At 68.1% G+C, this 23727-nt stretch carries 25 protein-coding genes; 16 read left to right on the forward strand and 9 right to left on the reverse strand.

Features of this window, described 5'->3' with window-relative positions; all coding sequences use genetic code 11:
* The first annotated feature begins 139 nt into the window (after positions 1-139).
* The 5 genes from QTI04_RS12380 to QTI04_RS12400 all read left to right on the forward strand — a co-directional run bounded on the left by QTI04_RS12380 (position 140) and on the right by QTI04_RS12400 (position 2157).
* The gene (locus QTI04_RS12380; RefSeq protein ID WP_286602643.1) at positions 140-538 is read left to right on the forward strand and encodes a hypothetical protein; all 399 of its coding nucleotides are present in this window, start codon (positions 140-142) and stop codon (positions 536-538) included.
* 53 nt (positions 539-591) lie between these two features.
* The gene (locus tag QTI04_RS12385) at positions 592-789 is read left to right on the forward strand and encodes a hypothetical protein (protein ID WP_286615940.1); all 198 of its coding nucleotides are present in this window, start codon (positions 592-594) and stop codon (positions 787-789) included.
* A 90-nt stretch (positions 790-879) separates the two neighbouring features.
* Entirely contained in the window at positions 880-1125 is a 246-nt protein-coding gene (locus QTI04_RS12390) for a hypothetical protein (RefSeq protein WP_286602638.1), read from the forward strand.
* A 3-nt stretch (positions 1126-1128) separates the two neighbouring features.
* Complete coding sequence (locus QTI04_RS12395; protein ID WP_286615941.1) at positions 1129-1677, forward strand: hypothetical protein; 549 nt, start codon at positions 1129-1131, stop codon at positions 1675-1677.
* A 213-nt stretch (positions 1678-1890) separates the two neighbouring features.
* Positions 1891-2157 carry a hypothetical protein gene (locus tag QTI04_RS12400; RefSeq protein WP_286602636.1) on the forward strand — a complete coding sequence of 89 codons (267 nt, stop codon included), beginning with the start codon at positions 1891-1893 and terminating at the stop codon, positions 2155-2157.
* Here the strand turns inward: QTI04_RS12400 and QTI04_RS12405 are convergent.
* Positions 2154-2432 carry a hypothetical protein gene (locus QTI04_RS12405; protein ID WP_286615942.1) on the reverse strand — a complete coding sequence of 93 codons (279 nt, stop codon included), beginning with the start codon at positions 2430-2432 and terminating at the stop codon, positions 2154-2156. The two genes, QTI04_RS12400 and QTI04_RS12405, sit on opposite strands and share 4 nt — an antisense overlap.
* 931 nt (positions 2433-3363) lie before the next feature.
* On the opposite strand from QTI04_RS12405, the gene QTI04_RS12410 reads away from it, so the two are divergent.
* The 4 genes from QTI04_RS12410 to QTI04_RS12425 all read left to right on the forward strand — a co-directional run bounded on the left by QTI04_RS12410 (position 3364) and on the right by QTI04_RS12425 (position 6440).
* The gene (locus QTI04_RS12410) at positions 3364-3729 is read left to right on the forward strand and encodes a hypothetical protein (RefSeq protein WP_286615943.1); all 366 of its coding nucleotides are present in this window, start codon (positions 3364-3366) and stop codon (positions 3727-3729) included.
* 392 nt (positions 3730-4121) lie between these two features.
* Entirely contained in the window at positions 4122-4820 is a 699-nt protein-coding gene (locus QTI04_RS12415) for an HAD-IA family hydrolase (protein ID WP_286615944.1), read from the forward strand.
* Positions 4817-6007, forward strand: a complete 1191-nt coding sequence (locus QTI04_RS12420) for a M20 aminoacylase family protein (RefSeq protein ID WP_286615945.1) — start codon at positions 4817-4819, stop codon at positions 6005-6007. The genes QTI04_RS12415 and QTI04_RS12420 overlap by 4 nt, the downstream gene beginning before the upstream one ends.
* Positions 6008-6086: 79 nt before the next feature.
* Positions 6087-6440: a cupin domain-containing protein gene (locus QTI04_RS12425; RefSeq protein WP_286616118.1), complete on the forward strand. Its 354-nt coding sequence runs from the start codon at positions 6087-6089 to the stop codon at positions 6438-6440.
* A 19-nt stretch (positions 6441-6459) separates the two neighbouring features.
* On the opposite strand, the gene QTI04_RS12430 is transcribed toward QTI04_RS12425, so the two are convergent.
* From QTI04_RS12430 to QTI04_RS12465, 8 genes are all read right to left on the reverse strand, one after another.
* Positions 6460-7617, reverse strand: coding sequence for an FAD-binding oxidoreductase (locus QTI04_RS12430; protein WP_286615946.1), 1158 nt, complete (start codon positions 7615-7617; stop codon positions 6460-6462).
* Positions 7614-9014, reverse strand: a complete 1401-nt coding sequence (locus tag QTI04_RS12435; RefSeq protein WP_286615947.1) for an NAD(P)/FAD-dependent oxidoreductase — start codon at positions 9012-9014, stop codon at positions 7614-7616. Before QTI04_RS12435 ends, QTI04_RS12430 begins: the two co-directional genes overlap by 4 nt.
* Positions 9011-9391, reverse strand: coding sequence for a (2Fe-2S)-binding protein (locus tag QTI04_RS12440; RefSeq protein WP_286615948.1), 381 nt, complete (start codon positions 9389-9391; stop codon positions 9011-9013). Before QTI04_RS12440 ends, QTI04_RS12435 begins: the two co-directional genes overlap by 4 nt.
* 19 nt (positions 9392-9410) lie before the next feature.
* Positions 9411-9905, reverse strand: a complete 495-nt coding sequence (locus QTI04_RS12445; protein WP_286571728.1) for an Lrp/AsnC family transcriptional regulator — start codon at positions 9903-9905, stop codon at positions 9411-9413.
* A 76-nt stretch (positions 9906-9981) separates the two neighbouring features.
* Positions 9982-11385 carry an aspartate aminotransferase family protein gene (locus QTI04_RS12450; protein WP_286616119.1) on the reverse strand — a complete coding sequence of 468 codons (1404 nt, stop codon included), beginning with the start codon at positions 11383-11385 and terminating at the stop codon, positions 9982-9984.
* 182 nt (positions 11386-11567) lie between these two features.
* Positions 11568-12755 carry an aminotransferase class V-fold PLP-dependent enzyme gene (locus tag QTI04_RS12455; RefSeq protein WP_286615949.1) on the reverse strand — a complete coding sequence of 396 codons (1188 nt, stop codon included), beginning with the start codon at positions 12753-12755 and terminating at the stop codon, positions 11568-11570.
* A gap of 5 nt (positions 12756-12760) precedes the next feature.
* Positions 12761-13696 carry a glyoxylate/hydroxypyruvate reductase A gene (locus QTI04_RS12460; RefSeq protein WP_286615950.1) on the reverse strand — a complete coding sequence of 312 codons (936 nt, stop codon included), beginning with the start codon at positions 13694-13696 and terminating at the stop codon, positions 12761-12763.
* 8 nt (positions 13697-13704) lie between these two features.
* Positions 13705-14583 (reverse strand): GNAT family N-acetyltransferase, encoded by an 879-nt coding sequence (locus QTI04_RS12465; RefSeq protein WP_286615951.1) that lies wholly within the window; start codon positions 14581-14583, stop codon positions 13705-13707.
* 223 nt (positions 14584-14806) lie between these two features.
* Between QTI04_RS12465 and QTI04_RS12470 the strand changes: the two genes are divergently transcribed.
* From QTI04_RS12470 to QTI04_RS12500, 7 genes are all read left to right on the forward strand, one after another.
* Complete coding sequence (locus QTI04_RS12470) at positions 14807-16288, forward strand: aldehyde dehydrogenase (RefSeq protein ID WP_286615952.1); 1482 nt, start codon at positions 14807-14809, stop codon at positions 16286-16288.
* Positions 16289-16498: 210 nt separating this feature from the next.
* Positions 16499-17164, forward strand: a complete 666-nt coding sequence (locus tag QTI04_RS12475; RefSeq protein ID WP_286615953.1) for a haloacid dehalogenase type II — start codon at positions 16499-16501, stop codon at positions 17162-17164.
* A 32-nt stretch (positions 17165-17196) separates the two neighbouring features.
* On the forward strand, positions 17197-18489 hold the full coding sequence (locus QTI04_RS12480; protein ID WP_286615954.1) for an FAD-binding oxidoreductase: 1293 nt from the start codon (positions 17197-17199) through the stop codon (positions 18487-18489).
* A gap of 71 nt (positions 18490-18560) precedes the next feature.
* Positions 18561-20183 carry an ABC transporter substrate-binding protein gene (locus tag QTI04_RS12485; RefSeq protein ID WP_286615955.1) on the forward strand — a complete coding sequence of 541 codons (1623 nt, stop codon included), beginning with the start codon at positions 18561-18563 and terminating at the stop codon, positions 20181-20183.
* Between the two features lie 34 nt (positions 20184-20217).
* Positions 20218-21174 (forward strand): ABC transporter permease, encoded by a 957-nt coding sequence (locus tag QTI04_RS12490; RefSeq protein ID WP_286615956.1) that lies wholly within the window; start codon positions 20218-20220, stop codon positions 21172-21174.
* 9 nt (positions 21175-21183) lie between these two features.
* The gene (locus QTI04_RS12495; RefSeq protein WP_286615957.1) at positions 21184-22089 is read left to right on the forward strand and encodes an ABC transporter permease; all 906 of its coding nucleotides are present in this window, start codon (positions 21184-21186) and stop codon (positions 22087-22089) included.
* Positions 22089-23717: an ABC transporter ATP-binding protein gene (locus tag QTI04_RS12500; protein ID WP_286615958.1), complete on the forward strand. Its 1629-nt coding sequence runs from the start codon at positions 22089-22091 to the stop codon at positions 23715-23717. The genes QTI04_RS12495 and QTI04_RS12500 overlap by 1 nt, the downstream gene beginning before the upstream one ends.
* Positions 23718-23727: the final 10 nt, after the last annotated feature.

The following is a 23727-nucleotide window of genomic DNA, read 5'->3' on the forward strand; positions in this document are numbered from 1 at the left end:
ATCCTGGGCGTGGAAGTCAGGGTCGGTTAGCTCCTCGCCGTGGCGAAAACGCCGCTTCATTCTGACTCTTATACTGTATGACCATACAGTATCGATAACATCGAAAATAGCCGGCTGGCACACCTCCGAGGATGAAACCATGTCCATCAGGATCGCCGCCGCCGCGCTGGTCGCAATAGCCGCTTTTGCCTTGTTCAACGCCAGCGCCCAGAAGGTCACCGCAGCACCGGCAGGATGCGACACCGAACGTTTCACGGTGCTCGAAAAGAACACGCGCGTTGACGGCACTCGCATCTATCTCACAGCCTCCGTGCGCAACGACAACCCTGTCGGATGCGCCGTCAAGATGCAGGTGTCGGTGCTGGATAGGACCGGCAAGATCGTCGACACCGAGCGGCTTAAGCTCGAAAGCATCGCTGCGGGCGCAACGCGGAACTTCTCGATCCGTCTGCCCGGCGGCTTGAGCAAGGCCGGCGCGGGTGGCTCGTACATGGTCGAGCCGATCGAATCGCGCATTCTGACGCGCGGCCCACGATGAGCCACCTCTCGGCCCCCGGTGGTGCTCTCTGTCGAGCCTCGATTTGCGGCACTATGGAAATCACCGTGCAGCCAAATTCCGATCGGGTGGGTCCCCTGCGCCACCTCTTCGTCTTCGTCGACGAGCCGGACCCGACGGTGTCCACCTGGGACGTTTGCGAGATCAGGGAGGGAAGTGAATGGATTTATCTCTTGAGCAGCGTGGACTCCCTTGCGACATGGATCGAGGCTTGGCGCGCCGGCAGTTGCTGATCCTTGTCGACGACATGTACGCGCGACCGCGCTCAACGGGCGGAGCAGCTTAAGCGATTCGATAACATCGCAATCACTTCAAGGATTGCGATGAGCCACCTGCGTCACCTCAGCGTCTTCGTGGACGAGCCCGAGCCTGGGCACTTCTATTGGGTGCTGCACGAGTCCACCGAGGACGCCAGCGTTTGGGTGGACATCGAGTCGAGCCCGGAACCTTTTGAAAGTTGGACAAGGGCTTTCGGGGAAGGGGTCGTCGCTCTCTACAGGCACACACCGGACGAGCGCATCGGCCCCCGAACCGGCGGTGAAGACGAAGATGCAGCGCCGGTGGGCTGACGCATGGGAACCGAAGCACTGAGCGGTGAACATCGATTGCATTGGCTGCTTGGGCGGCTGGTGCATGCCCATGCGCGGCTGGACCTCAATATCGGCTTGCAACTAAAATGGCTTGGGCCGTACCGCGGTGTCGAAGTCGAAGACCTCTTATCTGCGAGCGAGCCTTTCAAGAAGCGAGTAAAGAAACTCCGCCCGCTCGTTTTCGAGATGTGGGGCCACAGCAATCCCGCGGCGCGCGAAGCGTTCGAGCACTGGTTCGAGCGCGTAGAGCGCGCACGTGCCTTGCGGAACGACTACGCGCATGGCCGCTGGGGCCCGGTCAGCATTCGCGAGCCGAATCTGTTCGCGTTCGTCGCGCTGTCATGGGAATTCGATCCCGACAAGATTGCACCGGAGGTCCGGATCACCCTCGACGAGTTCGAGGCTCAGATCAAGGAGATTGAGTTGCTAGGACACGACTTCATGCGACTGCAAAAGAAATTTGAAGCTGAAGGTCGCTGGTCAAAGGCATGGGAAGACGAACACGCCCGGAAGACGAGCGCAGTAGGCTGATTCGTTTCCGCGATCTCGCTTTGAGGTGCTTGCGAAGTGCTCCGCTCACCTGGCAGAGCGTGGCGATTCTGCCGTTCGCTCAAGGGGACGCCTACAGGTGTCCCTAACCTGCATGCGGCTCGAACAGCACTACCGTTGGCGCACCCTGTGGCTCGGCAAGTAGATCGTTGAACCCGGACGGAAGCGTCAAGAAACGCTGGGAGCCGTGAAGCCATGACCATCCGCGAACCCTTGTCCGTCACGCGCCTGCGCAAATCACCCTCGGCCGACGCGAAGATTCTGCTGGCCTATATCGACGCCCTGGTCGACGAGGTCGAGCGCCTCGAAATTCCCCTGACCCTGAGCCGCGAGGCGATCTTCGAAGCCGTCGGCATGCCGACCGACACGATCGGCGGAGAGCCTGCCTGGGTACTCGGCGGGCGCGACCTCGTCCGGTTGGCCCACGCCATCCTCGAAGCCGCGATGAAGGAGCGGGCCTAAGCTCCCCCGGCGCGCGTGACGGTATGGGTCACCTCCCAGCCGCCCGCGCCGTCGTCCACCACAACGATCGAGAGCACATCGCGCCGGAATCCGTCCGCGAAGGCCACGTGTGTGAACTCGCCCCAGGCGTTGGATCGCCCGTCTTTCGATACGGTGCCCCTGTCGAAGCCCCACGGCTCATCCTTGATCTCGGGGTTGGTCGCCCGATGCTGGAGCACCGCCGTGGCTGCCGGACCGGCAGCGGCGAACTTGTCCTCGGAGTCGTACGCATACATGCAGCAAGTGTCGGCCTCCTGACGCGCAAAGACAAACGGCACCCAAAGGTGCCGCCCGCCTGCCTGCAGCCAAACGCATGTGCGGTGTGTTCGTCTGGTCATCGGCTGACCCGCTGGGGGTTGCGCAAACGCCCGGTCGCGCCGGACGCGCAGGCCAATGGTAGTTCGAGCCAGCGCGAAGCGGTCGGGGTCCGACCGGCGGCACCGGCAGCCCCACCACGTGCCCGCCAGGGCGCCTGACGATCTAAGCCTTGGCCTTGGCCGCGCGCGTGACGGTGTGGGTGACCGTCCAGCCGCCCGCGCCGTCCTCGGCCAACCGGGCCGATCGCGCCGAAGGTCAGCTGTCAGGCACGGCCGCGAATTGGTGCTCGCGGGCCAGAAGCGGAAGTACGATTCTGACGTCTAACGACCATGTCCTCTAAGAGAAATCCTGCTCGTATCCTCCTTGCCATCCTTGGGCTCGCCATCGCAGCTTTGGCGGGCTACCGCTTGGTGGATGCGGCCTTGCAGGCGTCCTCGACCGGCATGGTCATGCTTGGCGACCCCCGTCCGAGTCTCCCCGGTCGCCGGGGGCTGCAATTCCCTGCACCGTGGCGGGAAGCCTGGTCCTTCTTTGCAGGATGGGGAGTGGTTGGCCTTGGTGGACTGTGCTTCGTGATGGCGGCGGTCAGGCGCATTGGGTGGGTGCTGCTCGCTCCGCCTGCATTCTTGGTCGGCTTCGTCTTGATTGCAGGCGCAACCGTGCTTGCTTCTGTCGGTGGTGCCCTCCTGCTATTTGGCACATGGGTAGGGGGAAGCATTGCGGCAGTGTTGGTTGGTATCTGGTGGTCAAACCGTGACTGGCGGCGCGTGGACGCTGCCCCGGATCTGAACGACAGACCCAGGTGACGTGGAGGTCACAGGTCGGCCACCAGCAGACGTTGAGGTGTCGATGACTTTGAAATGCCAGCGCGAGGGATTCGCTCAAACGCGCGATGCGTTAGTTTGGGTTGGAGCCTACGCTCCGGACTTCAAGTTCGGCTTGACGCTCGCGGACGTGTTCGCGGGCCTGGAGCACGGCTACGAATCAGTCCGTGCGCTACTCAAAGACCCAGAACGGATTGCCCAGTGGGAAGCATCCCGGAGCAAGCTCAAAGCGGCACACGAGCTGTTCAAGGCGGGCGACGTCCATCGGGGGAAGCTCACGCTTCAGGAAGCCGAAGAGGCGTTCACCAGCCTTCGAAGAATCAAGGGCAAGACGCCGACCCGTCAAGAACTTGGCGACACCGAGCATGGTGGAAATGAACTTGACGAGTGACCGCTTTGCGCCGAGAGCAAGGTCTGCATAGGGCCCTGCCCTGCCTGTCGTGAGCGACCGGCGCACGGCGGGTCTACAGCGGTTGCGGTCGTTCCCTGCCACTTGGTGAATTCACGGTGTGGGAACGACTGCGGTCATCCACGTGCCAGGCAGATCACAGCATCGATGGCCGCTGTCAAGGCATTGCAGACCTGGCCCGTCGCCGACGCGCCGATACCTTGATCCATCCTGGTCCAGCAGGAGCGATGGAAGAAGATGCCGGCGCGGCGTTGACAACGAAATCCTATGCCGCGGCAGAGACCCAATTCGGGTCGGACGTGCAGGATGCGACACCTATGCTCTCCTGTCACGACGTTCGTCCTTCGCCATTCCCGTCATCACCGGAGCTTCACATGTCCCTGCAAGATTTCAAGGTTCTCACGTTCGACGTCGTCGGCACGCTGATTGATTTCGAGGGCGGCATGCTCGCGTACCTACGCTCTGCCGCGCCCGGGGACCGCGTGACCGACGAGGACTTCCTGGCCGCCTACCGCCGCGCGCGCGCCGACGGCAAGGCCGGATGGTATCCCGACGACCTAGAGCGCTGCTGGCACGCCATCGCACCGGGGCTGGGCTTGCCTGACACCGACGCGATCGCGCAAGGCCTGCGCGACTCGGTAGCGCAGTGGCCGGCATTTCCGGACTCGGTGAAAGCGTTGAGGCGGCTTGGCAAGCGCTTCAAGCTGGTGACGATGACCAACGCACAGCAATGGGCGCTGGCCCATTTCGATAAGACACTGGGCTCGCCCTTCGACATGCTGCTGAGCTGCGACGACGCGCTGTGCGAGAAGCCCGACGCCCGCTACTTCGCCTATGCCCGCGGCCGCTTTGAAGGCGCCTGGGGCTACAAGCAGGCCGACAACCTGCATGTGGCGCAAAGCCAGTACCACGACATCGGCATTTCCAGGCAACTCGGCATCACCACCTGCTGGATCGAGCGGCGCCATGCGCAGAAGGGTTCGGGCGGCACGATCGAATCCGGGCACACGAAGCCCGACTACCACTTCCACACGCTGGCCGAACTGGCCGATGCCGTCGAGGCCGGGCGTTGACGCTTCAGTCCATCGCCGCGCCGATCGAGGACCTGCTGCCCGATCTGATCGCACTGCGACGCGACCTGCACGCGCATCCGGAACTCGCATTCGAGGAGCGGCGCACGGCCGGCGTCGTGGCGAGCGCACTGCGGCTCCTCGGCCTCGAAGTCCATGAAGGCATGGGCGGCACCGGCGTGGTCGGCACGCTGCGCGGCGGCAGCGGCGCGCGAAGCGTCGGCCTGCGCGCCGACATGGACGCGCTACCGATGGTCGAGCTGGGGGGCACGGCCCATGCCAGCCGCAACCAGGGCGTCCACCACGGCTGCGGCCACGATGGCCACACCAGCATGCTGATCGGCGCGGCGCGCCAGCTCGCACGCACGCGGCGCTTCGACGGCACGGTGCACTTCATCTTCCAGCCGGCCGAGGAAGGCAAGGGCGGCGCTCGCGCGATGATCGAGGACGGCCTGTTCGAACGCTTCCCCTGCGACGCGGTCTATGCGCTGCACAATTGGCCCGACCTGCCGCTGGGACGGGCGCAGACGCGGGCCGGCCCGATTATGGCCGCGGCCGACCGCTTCGACATCGTGCTGCGTGGACGCGGCGGCCATGCCGCGCAGCCGCATCACACGCCCGATGTCATCCTCGCCGCGAGCCAACTGGTTGCACAGCTGCACACCATCGTCTCGCGCCGCATCGATCCGGGTGAATCGGCGGTGCTCTCGGTCACGCGCATCGACGGCGGCCACAGCCACAACGTGCTGCCGGCGGAGGTATCGATCACCGGCACCGTGCGCAGCTTCGACCTGGCGTCGCAGGATCGCATCGAGGCCGCGCTGCGCGCCACAGTCGAAGGCGTGGCGTTGGTCCACGGCATCCAGGCGGAGGTCGGCTACGTACGCTACTACCCTGCCACGGTCAATACGCCATCCGAGGCCGCGCTCGCGCTCGCCGCCGCCGAGGCCGTCGGCCTGCAAGCCGACACGGCGACGCGCGCGGCCTTCACCTCGGAGGACTTCGCCTTCATGCTTCAGCGCCGTCCTGGCGCCTACCTCTGGCTGGGGCAAGGCCGTGGCGATCCGGGGCCGGACGGCGAACGCGCGCTGCACCACCCCCGCTACGACTTCAATGACGACGCATTGCCGCTGGGGGTGCGCTGGTTCTGCGAAGTGGCTGAACGGGCGCTCAGGCCGAACGTGCGCTGAGGCATTGACCCGCCCGTCTGCGCGCACCGCGTGCCGCATCACCGGCCCTTCCGGATCCTCCACCTTCTTCTTCATCACCATGAGCATCACCGTTCTGCACCAATCGGCCACCATCGGCGGCCTGCACGACCAGGGCACGCCGGCGCGGCCGCTGACCCAGCCGCCCTGCCGCCTGCGCGGCATCGACGTCGAGCTCGCGGGCGCGGGCGACAACAACAGCGGCCTGTGGGAATGCGAGCCAGGCCGGTTCGAGCGCCAACTGCCCAACGCCGAGGTCATGCACATCCTCGCGGGCGCCTGCACCTTCACGCCGACCGGCGGCGCGCCTCTCCAGATCCGCGCGGGCGACACGCTGTTCTTCCCCGCACACACCAGCGGCGAATGGCACGTGCACGAGACGCTGCGGAAGGTCTTCGTCGTGATGGCCCTGTAGAACTCTGCAAGCGGCCCCTTCAGGCCGCCTGCTTCGTCAACTCGGAAGCGAACCGCCCGATCGAGAAACTCTCGATCGGTGTCGAGGTGCGCCCCGTGGCGATCAGCTCGGCCATCGTCTCGCCCACGCCGGGACTGATCGCGAAGCCCTCGCCGTTGAAGCCGAAGGCGTAGTGCAGGCCGGGCACGCGGGTGCTGGGCCCGATCACCGGTTGCCAGTCGCCGGTGTAGCCCTCGATGCCGCTCCACACGCGGATCAGTTGAACGTGCTCGAAGGCCGGCACGAAGCGGCGCAGTTCGCGCAACTGGCGCAGCACGTTGTCCGGCTTCACATAGGCGCGGACCGAGTCCGTATCGGCCGGCCCCTTGAGTCCCCCGCCGAAGACAATGTTGCCGCGTGCGATCTGCCGGAAGTACAGGCCCTCGTGCTCGACCGGCGAGGACACGCCGACCGATGGGCCGAGGGCATAGGGCAACGGTTCGGTCACTCCCATCTGCGGTCCGCGCGCATCCATCGGCACGGCCTCGCCGAACTGTTCGGCCATGCGGTTCGACCAGGCGCCGCAGGCGACCAGCAGCTGCGGCGCGCTATAGCGCCGGCCGTCCGTCGCGTGCGCGACGAAGCCCGCACCGTCGCGCTCGACGTGCATGACCTCGGCGTGCTCGACGATGTTCGCGCCGGCGCGCCGGGCCGCGCGCGCGAAGGCCGGACCGGCCAGGCGCGGATTGGCATGACCGTCGTTCGGCGAGAGCGAGCCGCTCACGACCTCGGGCGCGAAGATGCCCCAGCGCCGGCGCAACTGCTCGGCGCTGAACAGTTCAAGGTCCAGGCCCAGCGGCTTCACGTCCCGCACGTGCTGTTCCAGCACCGCGGCCTGCTTCTCGGTGTAGCACACGCGCAGGTGGCCGTAGGGTACGAATTCCAGGTCCTCGCCCAGCAGCGTCTTCACTTGCCCCCACACAGCGCGCGCGCGGTTGGCCAGCGGCATCTGCGTCAGCGCGCGGCCCTGCCGGCGGACATTGCCGAAGTTGGTGCCGCTGGCCTGGCGGCCCACCAGCTCGCGCTCGAGCAGCGTGACCGAGAGGCCATGATGGCGGCGCAGGAAGAAGGCGGCGGTAGTGCCCATCAGGCCACCGCCCAGCACCAGCACATCGGTGTCATGCGTTGTCCGGTTCATGCGCTTGCCTCCCTCGTGTTCATCATCAGCGGCTTGACGGGTGCCTGCGAGCGCAGACGGCCGACGAGCTCCACGGGCACGCCGCTGGCCTGCGCGACGATTTCCGCCGATGCATGGCCGCAGAAGCGCCCCTGGCAGCGGCCCATGCCGACGCGGCTGAAGGCCTTGGCGCGATTCACTTCGCGGCTGTCCATCTCGTTGACGCAGCGCCGCAGTTCGCCCGCGGTCACGGCTTCGCAGCGGCACACCACCGCATCGTCGGGCAGCGCCGCGGCCAGTGCATGCGGCCATGGAAAGGCGCGCGCCAGGCCGTCGCGGAAGCGGTCCATCTGCGCCAGCGTGCGCCGCAGCGCGGCGGATTCGGCGTTGTAGAGGCTGTGGCCCTTCGCATGGCCGAGATCGGCCAGTGCCGCGAGCCCCGCCAGCCGACCCGCGGCCTCGGCGCCATCGGCACCGAGGATGCGGGCGCCGTCCCCTGCGAGGTACACGCCGCGCGTGCTGCTGCGTCCGTCGGCGTCGATGCGCGGCAGCCACTGCCGGCTCACCGGTTCGAAGTCGAACTCGCAGCGCGCGAGGTCGGCGAGTTGCGTCTCGGCGCGCAGGTGCCAGCCCAGGCCGACCGCATCGCATTCGAAACGGTGCTCGTGGCCCTGCGCGTCACGCACTGCGACGGCCTGCACGCCGCGGGTGTCGTCGCCATCGATGCGCAGCGGCGTGACGCCCTGCAGCACCGTCACGCCGGCTCCGCGCAGGCCGCGGATCAGCGCCAGGCCGCGCAGCGCCAGGCGCGGGCGCGCGAGCAGCCCGGTCACGGCGCCCCAGGGCTTGGTGGCCGGCGCGGTGTCGAGCACCGCCGCGACCTGCGCGCCGGCCTGCAGGTACTGCGACGCCACCAGGTACAGCAGCGGACCGCTGCCGAGGAAGACGACGCGCGAGCCGATCGCGCAGGCCTGCGCCTTCAATGCAATCTGGGAGGCGCCCAGGCTGTAGCAGCCGGCGCGATGCCAACCTGGCACGGGCATCAAGCGGTCGGTGGCGCCGGCGCACACCAGCAGGGCATCGAAGGGCAGCGTCTGCGGTTCGCCGTCGCGCGCGAGGTGCAGCGCACCCTCGCTCAGGTTCCAGGCCAGCGTGTCGCTGCGGTAGTCGATGCGATCGCGCAGCGCGTCGAAGTCGCGATGCAGCGCTTGCGCCTTCTCGGCCTCGGTGCCGTAGAGCTTGGCGTAGGGTCGCTTGAAGCCTTCGGGCTGGCGGCGATAGATCTGGCCGCCATCGCGTCGGCCCTCGTCGACCACGACGGGCCTCAGGCCGGCCTGCACCAGGGCTTGCGCAGCGCGCACGCCGGCGGGGCCGGCGCCGACCACGACGATCCGCGGTGCCGAATGCGGTGTGCTCATGCCTCGGCTTCCAAGGCGTGGCGCGCCAGCGACTGGCGCAGATCGAGGGTGGCCGGCCAGTGGTCGGCGGGCGAACGCGTGAGCACTGACATGCCCGCCACGACCGCCGTGGAGCAGGCCCGCAGGCGCTCGCCGGCCGGTGTCCACACCCAGCAGTCCTGGCAGGCGCCCATCAGGCAGAAGCCGGCGCGCGGCCCGTCGCCGAACTCGCTGTCGCGCACGCGCCGGCCGTGGGTCAGCAGCGCCACCAGCAGCGTGTCGCCGGCCAGCGCGGTGGCTGGCTGGCCATCGATCTGCAGCGTGAGCGAAGGTCGGTCGGTTTCTGCCAGCCGCACGAAGCGGGCGGGCGACTGGGAGTGGGGCGTGGATTCGTGCATGGACGAGACGAAGGCGCGGTCAGCGCTGGTGGGGAAACAGCCGTTCAATGGGACAGTGCGTCTTGATGAACGGCGACTTGATGACGATGTAGCTGAAGTACTTCGCAATGCCGATGTTGCGTTCGAGCAGTTCCTCGATCACTTCCTGGTAGTGGTTGACGCCGCGCGTCAGGAAGCGGAGCAGGTAGTCGTAGCCGCCGCTGACCAGGTGGCATTCGAGCACCTCGTCGACCTCGCGGATGGCCGCCTCGAAGCGCACGAAATCCTCGCGGTGATGGTCCGACAGCGTGACCTCGGTGAACACCGTCAGCGTGTCGCCGAGCTTCTCGAGCCGCAGGTGCGCGCCGTAGCCGGCGATGTAGCCGGCCTGCTCGAGCCGCTTCACGCGGATCAAGCAGGGGCTGGGCGACAGTCCCACCGCATCCGCCAGGTCCACATTGGTCATGCGGCCGTTCTTCTGCAGTTGGGCCAGGATGCGCAGGTCGAGTCGATCGATCTTGAATGCTTCTGTCATGGCGGTGCCGGAAGTCGAAGAGAGCCCGATTCTGCGTCGGTCCGGGCGTGATGTTGGCGGTGTGTGGGTCTTTCTCTCAGGCCGCCAGCGCCGCGCGAACGTCCGGCGCCTCGAGCACTTCGTCCAGCGTCTTCTTCAGCCGCGCGAACAGTTGCGCGAACTCGTCTTCGGTGTAGGTGAGCGCCGGTGCAAACCCGAGGATGTGATCGGCGAACGAACGGAACACCAGGCCGTTGCGGTAGCCGGCGGCGAAGATGCGGTCGGACAGCCCGAGCGCCGAATCGAAGCCGCGCTTGCTCGCCTTGTCGCTCACCAGTTCGAGCGCGCCCAGCAGGCCGCGGTGACGCGCATCGCCCACCAGCGGATGCACGCGCAGCGCGTCGAGCCCGGCCGCGAAGTGCGCCGCGCCGCGCTGGCCGTTGGCGAGCACGCCGCCGTCCTCGTAGAGGCGCAGCACCTCGAGCGCCACCGCGGCACTGACCGGGTGCGCCGAATAGGTCGCGCCGTGTCCGATCGATGCGCCCGCCGGTGCGCCGTCGGCGATGCCGGCGTAGACCTTCTCCGACATCATGGTCGCGCCCATCGGCACGTAGCCGGCGGTGAGGCCCTTGGCCATGGTCATCAGGTCGGGCTCCACGCCCTCGGCCTCGCACGCAAACATGGGGCCGGTGCGGCCGAAGCCCGTGATGACCTCGTCGACGACGAAGAGGATGTCGAGCTCGCGCGCGGCCTCGCGCATGGCCTTCAACCAGCCCTTGGGCGGCACGATGACGCCGCCCGAGCCCTGGATCGGCTCGCAGAAGAAGGCGGCCACATTGTCCGCACCCAGCTCGGCGACCTTGGCGCGCAGTGCCGCCACCGATGCGGCGATCAGTGCCTGCGGATCGGCGGCTGCCGGATGACGGTAGGCGTTGGGGGACGGGATGTAGTGCTGCGTGGGCAGCGGCAGATCGAAGCCGCGATGGAAGGCCGGCAGCGCGGTCAGCCCCGCGCCCGTGGACGAGGAACCGTGGTAGCCGCGCTCGAGCGCGATGAACTGCTTCTTCGAGGGTTTGCCGATCGCGTTGTAGTACTGCACGATGAACCGCACGGCGGCATCGACCGCCTCGGAGCCGCCGAGCGTGAGGTACACGCGGGTCAGCGATGCCGGCGTGAGCTGGACGAGCTTTTCCGCCAGCCGAATCGCGGGCTCGCTGCTGAAATGGAAGTAGCCGGTCGCATACGGAAGGCGGCGCATCTGCTCGGCCGCGGCCTGCACCACGCTCTCCTGCCCGTAACCCACGTTCACGCACCACAGGCCCGCGAAGGCGTCGAGCAGTTCGTGGCCGTTGCTGTCGGTCAGCCACGCGCCGCGGCCCGCGGCGAGCACAGTGGGGCCGCGCTGCTCGTGCACGCGCCAGGGCGAGACGGGGTGGATCAAGTGAGCGCGGTCGATCGCGTCGAGCGCGGCTTGGTTGGGCAGTGCGGTGGGATGCGTCATGGCGGTGTTGGATGGAGCGAAGCGGAGGAAGCTTTCGATGGCCATCAGCTTAGGCGGCGCGCCGCGTAGCGTGGTGCTGCTTTGGGCGCGCTGCGCGAAGCAGGCTGCGGTTGTGCGCTTCGCCACAGCAGATCGTGCCGTGAGACTTCCGCGGCAAGGAAGCGCCCGCGTCGGATGCGGCTCTAGCCGAGCACGCGGTCCAGCGCTTCCACGAATCGCTTTAACTCGGATTTCCGGGTGTAGACATGCGGCGAAACTCTCAAGCCCTCGATCGGCCCCATGCGGCGGTACTTCACATGCACCTGGTGCCTGTCGCGCAATTCCTGCTCGACGTGCCTCATGTCGGCGCCGGCAATCGAGAACAGGCTGACCGCCGCGAGCCGCTCGTCGTCGACCGGCGTGTGCAGCCTGAAACCTCGAATGCCACGAGCCAGTGCCACCCAAAAGCGGGTCAACTCGCGCAAGCGAGCGTGCACGGCATGGACGCCGATTTCGCGATGGATCTCGATGGCGGGAGCGATGCCCGCCTGCAGCGCGGAGTTGTAGGTCCCCAGGTTCCAGTGGTCGAACTTGTCGATGCGATCGGGCACGTCTTCGAACGGCGCCATCAAGGGCCAGGTGGATGCAATGCGGTCGCGGCGCGCGATCAACATGCCGTTTCCAACGGGAGCCCCCAGCCACTTGTGGAGGCTGGTGACGAAGAAGTCGCAGCCGAGCGTCCGGAAGCTTACGGGCATCTGCGCGAAGGTCTGCGCACCGTCGACCAGGGACAGCACGCCACGTTCGCGCGCCAACTCGCACAGTCGCTCGGCGGGAAGCACGCGCCCCGTCCAATGCAGCATGTGCGTCAGCTGCATCACGCGCGATCGCGGCGTCAGCGCCTTCGAGTAGGCGGCGACGATCGCGTCGTCATCGTCGAGCGGATCGAAGCGCACCGTCAAGACCCGGATGCCATCCCGAGCGGCGCGCTGCTGCCAGCCGCCGAGAGCACTCGGGTAGTCCCACTCGGAGACCACGACTTCGTCGCCAGGCTGCATGGGAAGGCCGAAGATGACTGTGCTGAGTCCCTCCGTCGAGTTTCGGTTGAGCGCGATCTCGGCCGGATCGCAATCGACCAAGGCAGCCAGCGCGTCTTTGATCGAAGGCAGATTCGCATCGAGCCGGGTCCACATGTTGACGTCCGGGTTGCGGCTGACGAGGCGGAAGGCCTCGATCGCCGCCTGCTCGACGGCGCGTGGCGGCGGGCTGACGGCCGCGTTGTTCAGATTGAGCAGCGGCTCCTGCGCCGGATAGCGAGCGCGCACCTGCTCCCAGCGCTCCTCGTTGGCATCGAGCGCGGCTTGACCGGGCATTGCGTCGGGGTGCGTCATGAGCCTCAGTACCCGCGCGCGCGATCGATGAGGCCGAGCATCGGTTCGCCGTCCTCGAAGCGCCGCAGGTTGTCCAGCACCGCCTCGGCTGCGCTCAGTGGCTGCGTCATGCTCGCGATGTGCGGTGTGAGCTGGATGTTCGGATGGCGCCAGAAGGCATGCGCCGGCGGCAGCGGCTCGGGGTCGGTCACGTCGAGCACGGCATCGCCGATCTGGCCGCTGGCCAATGCGGCCAGCAGGTCGGCCACGACGAGCTGCGGCCCACGGCCGACGTGTACCAGACCTGCATCGGAAGGCAGCATCGAGAACAGCCGCGCATCGAGAAAGCGGCGCGTCGAATCGGTGAGCGGCAGCAGGCACACGAGGATGTCGGTGCGTGCGAGGAAGACAGGCAGTTCGTCGGCGCCCGCATGGCATTGCACACCATCGACTGCGTGCCGCGACCGGCTCCATCCCGCGCAATCGAAACCCATGCCGACGAGCTGCGCCAGTACGGCCTGTCCCAGCGAACCGAGGCCGAGAACGCCGACGCGCCGTTCGCCCGCCGGCCGCACCGGCAGCGGGCGCCACTGGCCCTCTTGCTGCTGGCGCCGGTAGCGTGGCATGTCACGATGCAGGCCGAGCACCGCGTGCGTCACGTACTCGACCATGCCGCGCACGATGCCGGGCTCCACCATACGCACCACCGGCAATGCGGGGGGCAGCGCAGCGAAGTCGAACTGGTCCACGCCGGCGCCGGAGGAGAACAGCACCTCGAGATTCGGAAAACGCATCGCGAGATTGTCCGGCGGCTCCCAGGCCGCAAGGAAACGCACGCGCGTCGGATCACCGACGTCGGGCCAGATGCGAAAGTCGATCTCGGGCGCGCGGTGCCGGAACACCTCGGCCCACTGGCGGCCTCGCACCGGATCGGATTTGTAGAGGAAGGTGGTCGTGCCCATGACCGGCCTCAACCGATGGCCTGGGTCACGATGGCGAACAGCGCCGGTCCGCCAGGCGGCGTGGCGAGTGGCGCGCCGCGCACCATCGTCGTCGGTGCGTCGACGCGCGGCAGGCCGAGGTCTTCGAGCCAGTCGACCAGCCCACTGTCGAAGTCGACATCGATGCGTGTGAAGTGGCCGGCGTTGAGACTGACGAGGTGCGCGATCAGCGCCTTTGCACCCCCCACGTCGGGTGCGACGACGGGGCCGATGGCGTGCCCGCGTCCGAAGCGGCGCAGCATCGCGAAGCCGCGCGGCTCGTTGTCATGGTCGAGCACCACGCAGGCATCGGCGGTGGCCAGCAGGTCGGCAATCAGCGCATCGCGCGGCATGCCGCGCGCCGCCGCATCGAGCGCCTGCAGCGCCTGTGCCTCGTGCACGCCGGCCGGCCGCAGCCGCCAGCCCGGCCGCAGCGCGACGAGCGGCGCCGGCTGCGCGACGCTCTGGTGCTGCCTCAGTTCACCGGTGCGCGCGAAGCCCAGCCGCTCGTACAGGCCCCGCCCTTCGGCGGTGGCGTGCAGCAGCACGGTGTGGTCGTCCAGCCCGTCGAGCAGCGCGCTCATCAGGCGGTGCCCGATGCGGCGGCCCCGGCAGGCCGGCGTCACGATCACGAGGCCAATGGTGGCGTGGCGCTCGCCCCAGCGCCAGCGCAGACCCGTGGCGATGATCTCGCCGTCGCCCTCGGCGACGATGCCTTCGGCGTGCGCGAACGCCTGCGCCCAGTCCGCCGGGCGGTGCGGCCAGCGCAGGTCGGCCGACAGCGCGTGCGCATGCGGAAGGTCGGCCGGGGTCATCGGTCTCAGCGCCACGCCATCCACGGCGGGTGCATTCAGGGTGTGATCGGGCATCGGAAAGCTTTCTGTGCGAAGGGAATGGCGCGTTGATCTTGGACGACATCGGCGCGCTGCACCAGACCGAAATCGACGTTCGCCGCAACTTGCAAGCTTCACCTGCGAAGGGGCCGGCTTTTGCAATTCGCTGCGTTGAGGCGCTCGCTTACGCACACAAATGCTGCGACATCCTGCCTAGCATCGATCGGCATTCCTCCGACCTTCCAACGCCCCTTCCGACATGCAAGTCTTCGACCCCCGACAGATCCACGTGCCCTCGGGCCATTTCATCGGCGGACGCCTCGTTCCCGACGCCGGCCGCATGGTCGTTCATCGGCCCTCCGACGCGCAGCCGCATGCCGAACTCCCGCTGGGCGATGCCGACACGGTGGACGCCGCCGTGCGCGACGCATGGACGACCTGGCGCCGCAGCGACTGGGCGCGCTGCGCGCCGCGCGATCGCGCACGCGTGCTGCGCCGCTGGGCCGACCTGATCGAGGCCGACGCGGCGCGGCTCGGGCCGCTGGAAGCCGTGTGCTCCACGCGCCCTGTGCGCGATGCCATCGCCTGGGACGTCCCCTTCACGGCCGAGGGCCTGCGCTTCTTCGCCGAGTACGCGGACAAGCTCGGCGGCGAGGTCGCGGCGACCCGCCACGATCACCTGGGCATGGTGGTGGCCGAGCCCTATGGAGTGGTCGGTGCCATCACACCATGGAACTTCCCGCTGGTCATGATGTCGTGGAAGGTCGGTGCCGCGCTCGCCGCCGGCAACGCGGTGGTGCTCAAGCCGTCGGAACTGACACCCTTCTCGGCGCTGCGGCTGGCCGAGCTGGCCATCGAGGCTGGCGTTCCGCCGGGCCTGTTCAATATCGTGCAGGGCGATGGGCGCACGACGGGCGACGCGCTCTCGCGGCATTCGCTGATCGCGAAGATGACCTTCACCGGCTCCACGCGCACCGGTGCCGCGATCATGTCCGCCTGTGCCTTGCATGGCCCCAAGGCGGTGACGCTGGAGCTGGGCGGCAAGAGCCCGCAACTGGTGTTCGACGATGCGCCCGATGTCGACCGCCTGGCCGGCATGATCGCCGGCGCGATCGCCGGCAACGCGGGCCAGGTGTGCGTGGCCGGTTCGCGGCTGATCGTGCAGCGCGGCATCGCGGCGGCGCTGGTCGAGCGCATCGCCGCCCGCTTCGAGGCGCTGCGACCGGGCGCGACCTGGGACGACGCGGCCACGCTGCCGCCCATCATCTCGGCGCTGCAGGCCGGGCGCATCCAAGACATCGTCGATCGTGCGCGCGACGCGGGCGGCCGAATCCGCTGCGGCGGCGGCCTGTTCGACGGCGGCCCTGGCGGCGCCTACTTCCGCCCCACGCTGATCGAGGGCGTGGACGCGGCCAACCCGGCTGTGCAGGAAGAAATCTTCGGCCCCGTGCTCACGGTCCAGACCTTTGGCGACGAAGAGGAAGGGCTGGCGCTGGCCGCCCACGAGCACTACGGCCTCGCCGCCGGCGTGCACACCGCGGACATCGGCCGCGCGCTACGCGCGATGCGCGGCATCTCGGCCGGCACCGTCTGGATCAACCGCTACGGACGCAGCGCCGACTTCGTCATCCCCACCGGCGGCTACCACCAGTCGGGCATCGGCAAGGACCTGGGGCGCCAGGCGGTCGAGGCCAACCTGCGCTTCAAAAGCGTGCTCATCGACTTCGCGGCGACGCACTGAGGTGCACGGCCGCACGCATCGAGGGCAGACCGCATGGCATGCCGCCGCACCCCCCGCAAACCGCAGCTTTCGCGCGGCAAGGGCCGCATTTCCCTATATCCCCGAGGCGGCTGCGTGCTGCAATCACTTCGTAATGAGTTTGTCGCATTTGCCGCATAAGGCAGGCGGCCCGCCCCGGTCGGCAACCGGTTTGACACAGGATCAGTGACCATGACCTTCCGTCCCAAGTACGTGACTTTCGACTGCTACGGTACCCTCACACGCTTCCGCATGGGCGAGATGACCCGCGACATCTTTGCCGACCGCGTGCCGGTCGAGCGCATGGAACAGTTCATCGCCGACTTTTCGGCCTACCGCTTTGACGAGGTGCTGGGCGCCTGGCAACCCTACGAGATCGTGCTGAAGAACGCAGTGCGGCGCCTGTGCAAGAAGTGGAAGCTGCAATACCTCGACAGCGACGCGCAGAAGTACTACGACGCGGTGCCCACCTGGGGCCCGCACGAGGACGTGCCCGCCGGCCTGGCCAAGGTCGCCAGGGAGATCCCGCTGGTGATCCTTTCGAACGCCTCGGACGGACAGATCCAGAAGAACGTGGCGATGCTCGGCGCGCCATTCCACCGCGTCTACACGGCACAGCAGGCACAGGCCTACAAGCCGCGCCTCCAGGCCTTCGAATACATGCTCGACTCGCTCGGCTGCAACCCCGAGGACGTGCTGCACGTGTCGTCCAGCCTGCGCTACGACCTGATGTCCGCGGACGACATCGGCATCGTCAACAAGGTGTTCGTCAATCGCGGCCACGGCCCCGGCAATCCGGCCTACCGCTACGTCGAGATCGCCGACATCGGCGGCCTGCCTGGCGTCGTCGGCCTCTGATTCCATTCACTCGACCCGCCCGCCCCCACGCCATGAAGCTCGACTCCTACTGGACCGATTCGGCGCCCGCCTTCGTCCCCGAGCGGCACGACCTGCCGGCGCAGGTCGATGTGGCGATCGTCGGCGGCGGCTTCACTGGTCTGTCGGCGGCCCTGGCGCTGGCCCGGCGCGGCGCCCGCGTGGTCGTGCTGGAAGCCGGCGCGCGCGTGGCGGCCGAGGCCTCGGGCCGCAACGGCGGGCACGTCAACAACGGGCTCGCGGTCGACTACGCGGATGTGGCCGCCAAGGTCGGCGTCGAGCGGGCTCGCGCCTGGTACCGTGCCTATGACGAGGCGGTAGACACGGTGGCGCGACTGGTGCGCGACGAGGCCATCGACTGCGACTTTCTGCGCCACGGCAAGCTCAAGCTCGCCACGCGCGCTAACCAAATGGCCGCGCTCGAACGCAGCGCCCAGCGCCTCGCCGACGATGGCGTGGACACCGACGTCGAGATCCTCGACGCGGCACGAGTGCGCGCCGAAGTTCAGAGCGATCGCTTCCATGGCGGCCTGCTCTACAAGCGCAGCGGCCAGATGCACATGGGCCGCTTCGCCCAGGGCCTGGCAGCGGCCGCGCAGCGCAACGGCGCGCAGATCCACACTGCCACCGGCGTGCGCCGCATCGAACGCCTGGGCCAGGGCCATGCACACAAGCTGCACACCGAACGCGGCAGCGTCACCGCGCAGCAGGTGCTGCTGGCGACGGGCGCGACCCGCCACGGCGCCTACGGCAGCTTCGGCTGGCTGCGCCGCCGCATCGTACCGATCGGCAGCTTCATCGTGGTCACTGAGCCGCTCGGCGCCGAACGCGCGAACGCCCTGCTCGCGGCCCGACGCACGTACGTGACGGTGGCCAACATCCACCATTACTTCCGGCTCACGGCCGACCACCGGCTGGTGTTCGGCGGGCGCGCGCGCTTCGCGGTCTCCAGCCCGCAGATGGATGCCGCGAGCGGCGAGATCCTGCGCGCAGGCCTGGCGGAGACCTTTCCGCAACTGCGCGACGTGCGGCTGGACTACTGCTGGGGAGGCCTGGTCGACATGACGCAGGATCGCCTGCCCCACGCCGGCGAGCGCGAGGGCCTCTACTACGCGATGGGCTACAGCGGCCACGGCACGCAGATGTCGGTCCACATGGGCGAGCGCATGGCCGCCGTGATGAACGGCGATGCGAGCGCCAATCCCTGGCGGGGCCGCAACTGGCCCGCCATCCCCGGTCACTTCGGTCCGCCCTGGTTCCTGCCGGCCGTGGGCCTGTACTACACGCTCAAGGACAGGATGGCCTGACCGCCCTCGAGCCCGCGTCTTCGTTTCGTGTACCTCAATCTTTGCCACCGACCCACAAGGAGTACCCCACCATGAGCGACAGCAGCAACAAGAGGTTCGATGGCCTCGTCGGTCCCGGCGAAAGCCTTCGCGTGATGGAGCAGCTCCAGCGCGGCGCCACGCGACGCGACATCCTGGCCATGCTGATGGCCGGCGGCATGCAGGCCACCCTTGCCGGAGGCCTCGCCGGCATGGCGGTGACCGCCCACGCGCAGACGCCGCGGCGCGGCGGCCGCATCCGGGTCGCGGGGGCGACCGCCGCGGCGACCGACACGCTCGATCCGGCCAAGCAGTCGAACCAGACCGACTACTCGCGCTGCAACATGATCTACAACGGCCTCACGTCGCTCGACGGTAGCCTGACGCCGCAGCCCTCGCTGGCCGAGTCGTTCGCCACCAAGGATGCGAAGACCTGGGTCTTCACGCTGCGAAAGGGCGTGGTGTTCCATGACGGCAAGCCGCTCTCGCCGGCCGACGTGGTGTACTCCGTGATGCGCCACAAGGATCCGGCCACCGCCTCCAAGGCCAAGGTGCTCGCCGACCAGATCGATAGCGCCAAGGCCACCGGCCCCAATGAAGTGACCTTCGTGCTCAGCGCACCGAATGCCGACCTGCCGGTGATCCTGGGCACCTTCCACTTCCACATCGTCAAGGAAGGCACCACCGACTTCAATGCCGGCGTCGGCACCGGCCCCTACAAGCTCAAGGAATTCAAGCCCGGCGTGCGCTCGCTGGTGGTGCGCAATGACGCCTACTGGAAGCCCGGCAAGCCCTACCTCGACGAGATCGAGTTCGTGGGCATCGGCGATGAGAGCGCACGCGTCAATGCGCTGCTGTCCGGCGGCATGGACCTGGTGGGCTCGGTCAATCCACGCTCGGTCGAGCGCGTGAAGGGCACGCCCGGCTTCGGCATCTTCGTCACCCAGTCCGGCCAGTACTCCGATCTCGTGATGCGCAAGGACACGGGCCCCGGCGCCAACCCGGACTTCGCCCTCGCGATGAAGTACCTGTTCGACCGCGAGCAGATGAAGAAGACCATCGCGCTCGACTATGCGGTGGTTGCCAACGACCAGCCGATCGATCCGACCAACCGCTTCTACTTCGCCGGCCTGCCCCAGCGACCCTTCGACCTCGACAAGGCCAAGTTCCACCTGCAGAAATCCGGCGTCACCGGCAAGGTGCCCGTGGTGGCTTCACCGGCGGCCCTGTACTCGGTGGAGATTGCGCTCATGCTGCAGCAGACCGCGCAGCGCGCGGGCCTCGAGCTCGACATCAAGCGCATGCCGGCCGACGGCTACTGGTCGAACCATTGGCTCAATAGCCCCGTGGGCTTCGGCAACGTGAACCCGCGTCCGAGCGCCGACGTGCTGCTGACCCAGTTCTTCCAATCGGGTGCGGCATGGAACGAATCGCGCTGGAAGAACGAGAAGTTCGACCAGTTGCTGCTCGCTTCGCGAGCAGAAACCGACCTGGCCAAGCGCAAGCAGATGTACGCCGACATGCAGACGATGATCCACCAGGAGGCCGGCATCGGCATCCCGCTCTTCCTCGCGAGCATCGACGGTCATACGTCCAAGCTCAAGGGGCTGTCGCCGATTCCACTCGGCGGCCTCATGGGCTACAACTTCGCGGAAAACGTGTGGCTCGAGGCCTGATCCACACGCGCCGGACCGCCTTGGAAGACATCTCATGAACCCCGTGATCATCAAGCTCCTTGGTCAGCGGATCGCGCTGGCGCTGCTGTCCCTGCTGGCGGTGTCGGTGATCGTCTTCTCGATCACCGCGGTGCTGCCCGGCGATGCCGCGCAGGAGCAGCTCGGCCAGGACGCCACGCCCGAAGCCGTCGCCGCCCTGCGCGCGCAGATGGGCCTGGACGTTCCTGCGCCCGAGCGCTACCTCAACTGGCTGCGCGGCATGGCGAAGGGCGACCTCGGCCGCTCGGCCACGACACAGATGCCGGTGGCCGAGCTGGTTGCCAGCCGCCTGCCCAACTCGCTGCTGCTTGCGGCGGTCACGGCGCTGTTCTCGGTGCCGATCGCGCTGGCGCTCGGCATCGCCTCGGCGGTTTGGCGCGGCTCCTGGTTCGACCGCGCGGCCTCGACCTCGGCCGTGGCAGTGGTGTCGGTGCCGGAGTTCCTGGTCGCGACGCTGGCGGTGCTGGTGTTCGCGGTCCAACTCCGCTGGCTGCCGGCGCTGTCCTTCGTCAACGACATCGAGTCGGTCGGTCAGATGCTGCGTGCCTTCGCCATGCCGGTGCTGGTCCTGTGCTGCGTGATCGTCGCACAGATGATGCGCATGACGCGCGCCGCGGTGATCGACCAGCTCGAGGCACCCTACATCGAGATGGTGCGGCTCAAGGGCGCTTCGCCGATGCGCATGGTGCTGGCGCACGCGCTGCCCAATGCGGTGGGCCCGATCGCCAACGCGGTGGCGCTGAGCCTGTCGTACCTGCTCGGCGGGGTGATCATCGTCGAGACCATCTTCAACTACCCGGGCATCGCCAAGCTGATGGTCGACGGCGTCTCGCAGCGCGACATGCCGCTGGTGCAGACCTGCGCCATGATCTTCTGCTGCGCCTACTTGATCCTGGTGACGACGGCCGACATCTGCGGCATCGTCGCCAACCCGCGACTGCGCCACCGCTGAGGCAGCCCGATGGAAACATCCACCTCTACACCGGCCGTGAATGCCACGGCTTCCGTCGCGACTGCCCCGCCCGAGCGGCGCGCCAGCCCGCTGCGCCGGCTTGCCGGCTTCGGCCCATCCGGGCTGCTCGGCCTGGCCGTGCTGCTGTTCTGGCTGCTCGCGGCGCTGCTCGGGCCCTGGCTCCTTTCGCACACCTCGGGTGCCATGGGCGGCAACAACGTCTTCGCGCCCATCAGCGCGGCGCACTGGCTGGGCACCGACTACCTCGGCCGCGACATGCTGGCGCGGGTCATTGAAGGCGCGCGCTATACCGTCGGCGTCGCACTGCTCGCCACGCTGCTGGCCAGCGGCATCGGCACCGCCCTGGCGCTGCTGGCCGCCGCCAGCGGCCGCTGGATCGACGCGGTGCTGAGCCGCGGCCTCGACACCCTGACTGCCATCCCGAGCAAGATGTTCGCGCTCATCATGGTGGCGGGCTTCGGCTCCTCGGTCCCGATGCTGGTGGGCACGGCAGCGATCATCTACGTGCCCGGCGCGTACCGCATCGCGCGCTCGCTGGCCGTCAACATCAACGCGCTCGACTACGTGACCGTGGCGCGCACGCGCGGCGAAGGCACGCTCTACATCATGCTGCGCGAGATCCTGCCGAACATCGCCGGCCCCATGCTGGCTGACCTGGGCCTGCGCTTCGTTTACGTCGTGCTGCTGCTGGCGAGTCTGAGCTTCCTCGGGCTGGGCATCCAGCCGCCGGCGGCCGACTGGGGTTCGCTGGTGCGCGAGAACATCGGTGCACTGGCCATGGGCGGCGCCTCGGTGATCGTGCCGGCGCTGGCCATCGCGAGCCTGACCATCGCGGTCAACCTCGTTATCGACAACCTTCCGGGCCGTTCGGCCCGCGAAAGAGGAGCACGCTGATGGGCACACCACTCACCGTCCAAGGCTTAAGCATCGTGGCTGGCAGCAGCACGCTGGTCGACAGCCTGAGCTTCTGCGTACAGCCCGGCGAAGTGCTGGCGCTGATCGGCGAGTCGGGCTCCGGCAAGACCACCACCGCGCTGGCGCTGATGGGCTATGCGCGCCACGGCTGTCGCATCTCGGCGGGCCGGGTGCAGATCGGCGACATTGACGTGCTTGCGCTCGATGCGGCGCAGCAGCGCGCGCTGCGCGGCCGCACGGTTGCGTACATCGCGCAGAGCGCGGCCGCCTCCTTTAATCCCTCACGCACGATCATGGACCAGGTCGTCGAGCCGACCGTCATTCACCGCCTGTGCAAGCGGGCCGAGGCCGAGGCAAAGGCGGTGCAGCTGTTCCGCGAGCTGGCTCTGCCCGATCCGGAAACCATCGGCGCGCGCTATCCGCACCAGGTCTCCGGCGGCCAGCTGCAGCGGCTGATGGCCGCGATGGCGCTGATCGGCGACCCCGATCTCGTGATCCTGGACGAGCCGACCACCGCGCTCGACGTGACGACGCAGATCGAGGTGCTGCGCGCGTTCCGCCGCGTGGTGCGCGAGCGCCGCGCCACCGCGGTGTACGTGAGCCACGACCTGGCCGTGGTGGCGCAGATGGCGGACCACATCCTGGTGCTGCGCAACGGCCGCATGCGCGAGCTGAACCCGACCGGAGCCATCCTCGCCGCGCCGGTCGACGAGTACACCAAGAGCCTGCTGGCCGCCGCCCGACCGGTGACGCGCGAATCGGGCAAGGCAGCGAACGACGACCCCGAGTTGCTGCTCCACGTACAACAGCTCTCGGCCGGCTACGGCGCGGTGGATGCGCAGGGGCGCCCGGCCAAGCCGATCCTCCAGGACATCGATCTGAAGCTCCACCGCGGCCAGGCGATCGGGGTGATCGGCGAGTCGGGCTCGGGCAAGACCACGCTGGCGCGGGCCGTCGCCGGCCTGCTCACGCCCAGCCACGGCAGCGTGCTGTTCCGCGGCCGTGAGCTCGCGCCGACGCTGCAGCAGCGCGAGCGGGACGAGCTCCGCCGCATCCAGATCGTGTTCCAGATGGCCGACACCGCGCTGAACCCGTCGCAGACCATCGAGCGCATCCTGGCGCGCCCGCTCGAGTTCTACAAAGGCTTGCGCGGCGAGCCGCTCCAGCGCCGCATCCGCGAACTGCTGGATCTCGTCAAGCTGCCGCATTCGGTGGCTGGGCGCTTGCCGGGCGGCCTCTCGGGCGGGCAGAAGCAGCGCGTGAACCTCGCGCGCGCGCTCGCGGCCGATCCTGATCTCATCCTCTGCGACGAGGTGACCTCCGCGCTCGACACCGTGGTCGCCGCGGCGGTGCTCGACCTGATGGCCGAACTGCGGCGCGAGCTCGGCGTGTCCTATCTCTTCATCAGCCACGACCTGCACACGGTGCGCGCGGTGTGCGACGAGATCGTCGTGATGCAGCACGGCCGCAAGCTGGCGCAGGTGGCACGCTGCGACTACGAGCGCGGCCCGCACCACCCCTACTACGAACTGCTGGCCCGCTCGGTTCCCGAACTGCGCCAGGGCTGGCTTGACGACATGGACCGCACGGCCGCGGCAGCAACATGAGGAGAACCGA

This window comes from Variovorax sp. J22R115 (assembly GCF_030317005.1).
GTDB lineage: Bacteria > Pseudomonadota > Gammaproteobacteria > Burkholderiales > Burkholderiaceae_C > Variovorax.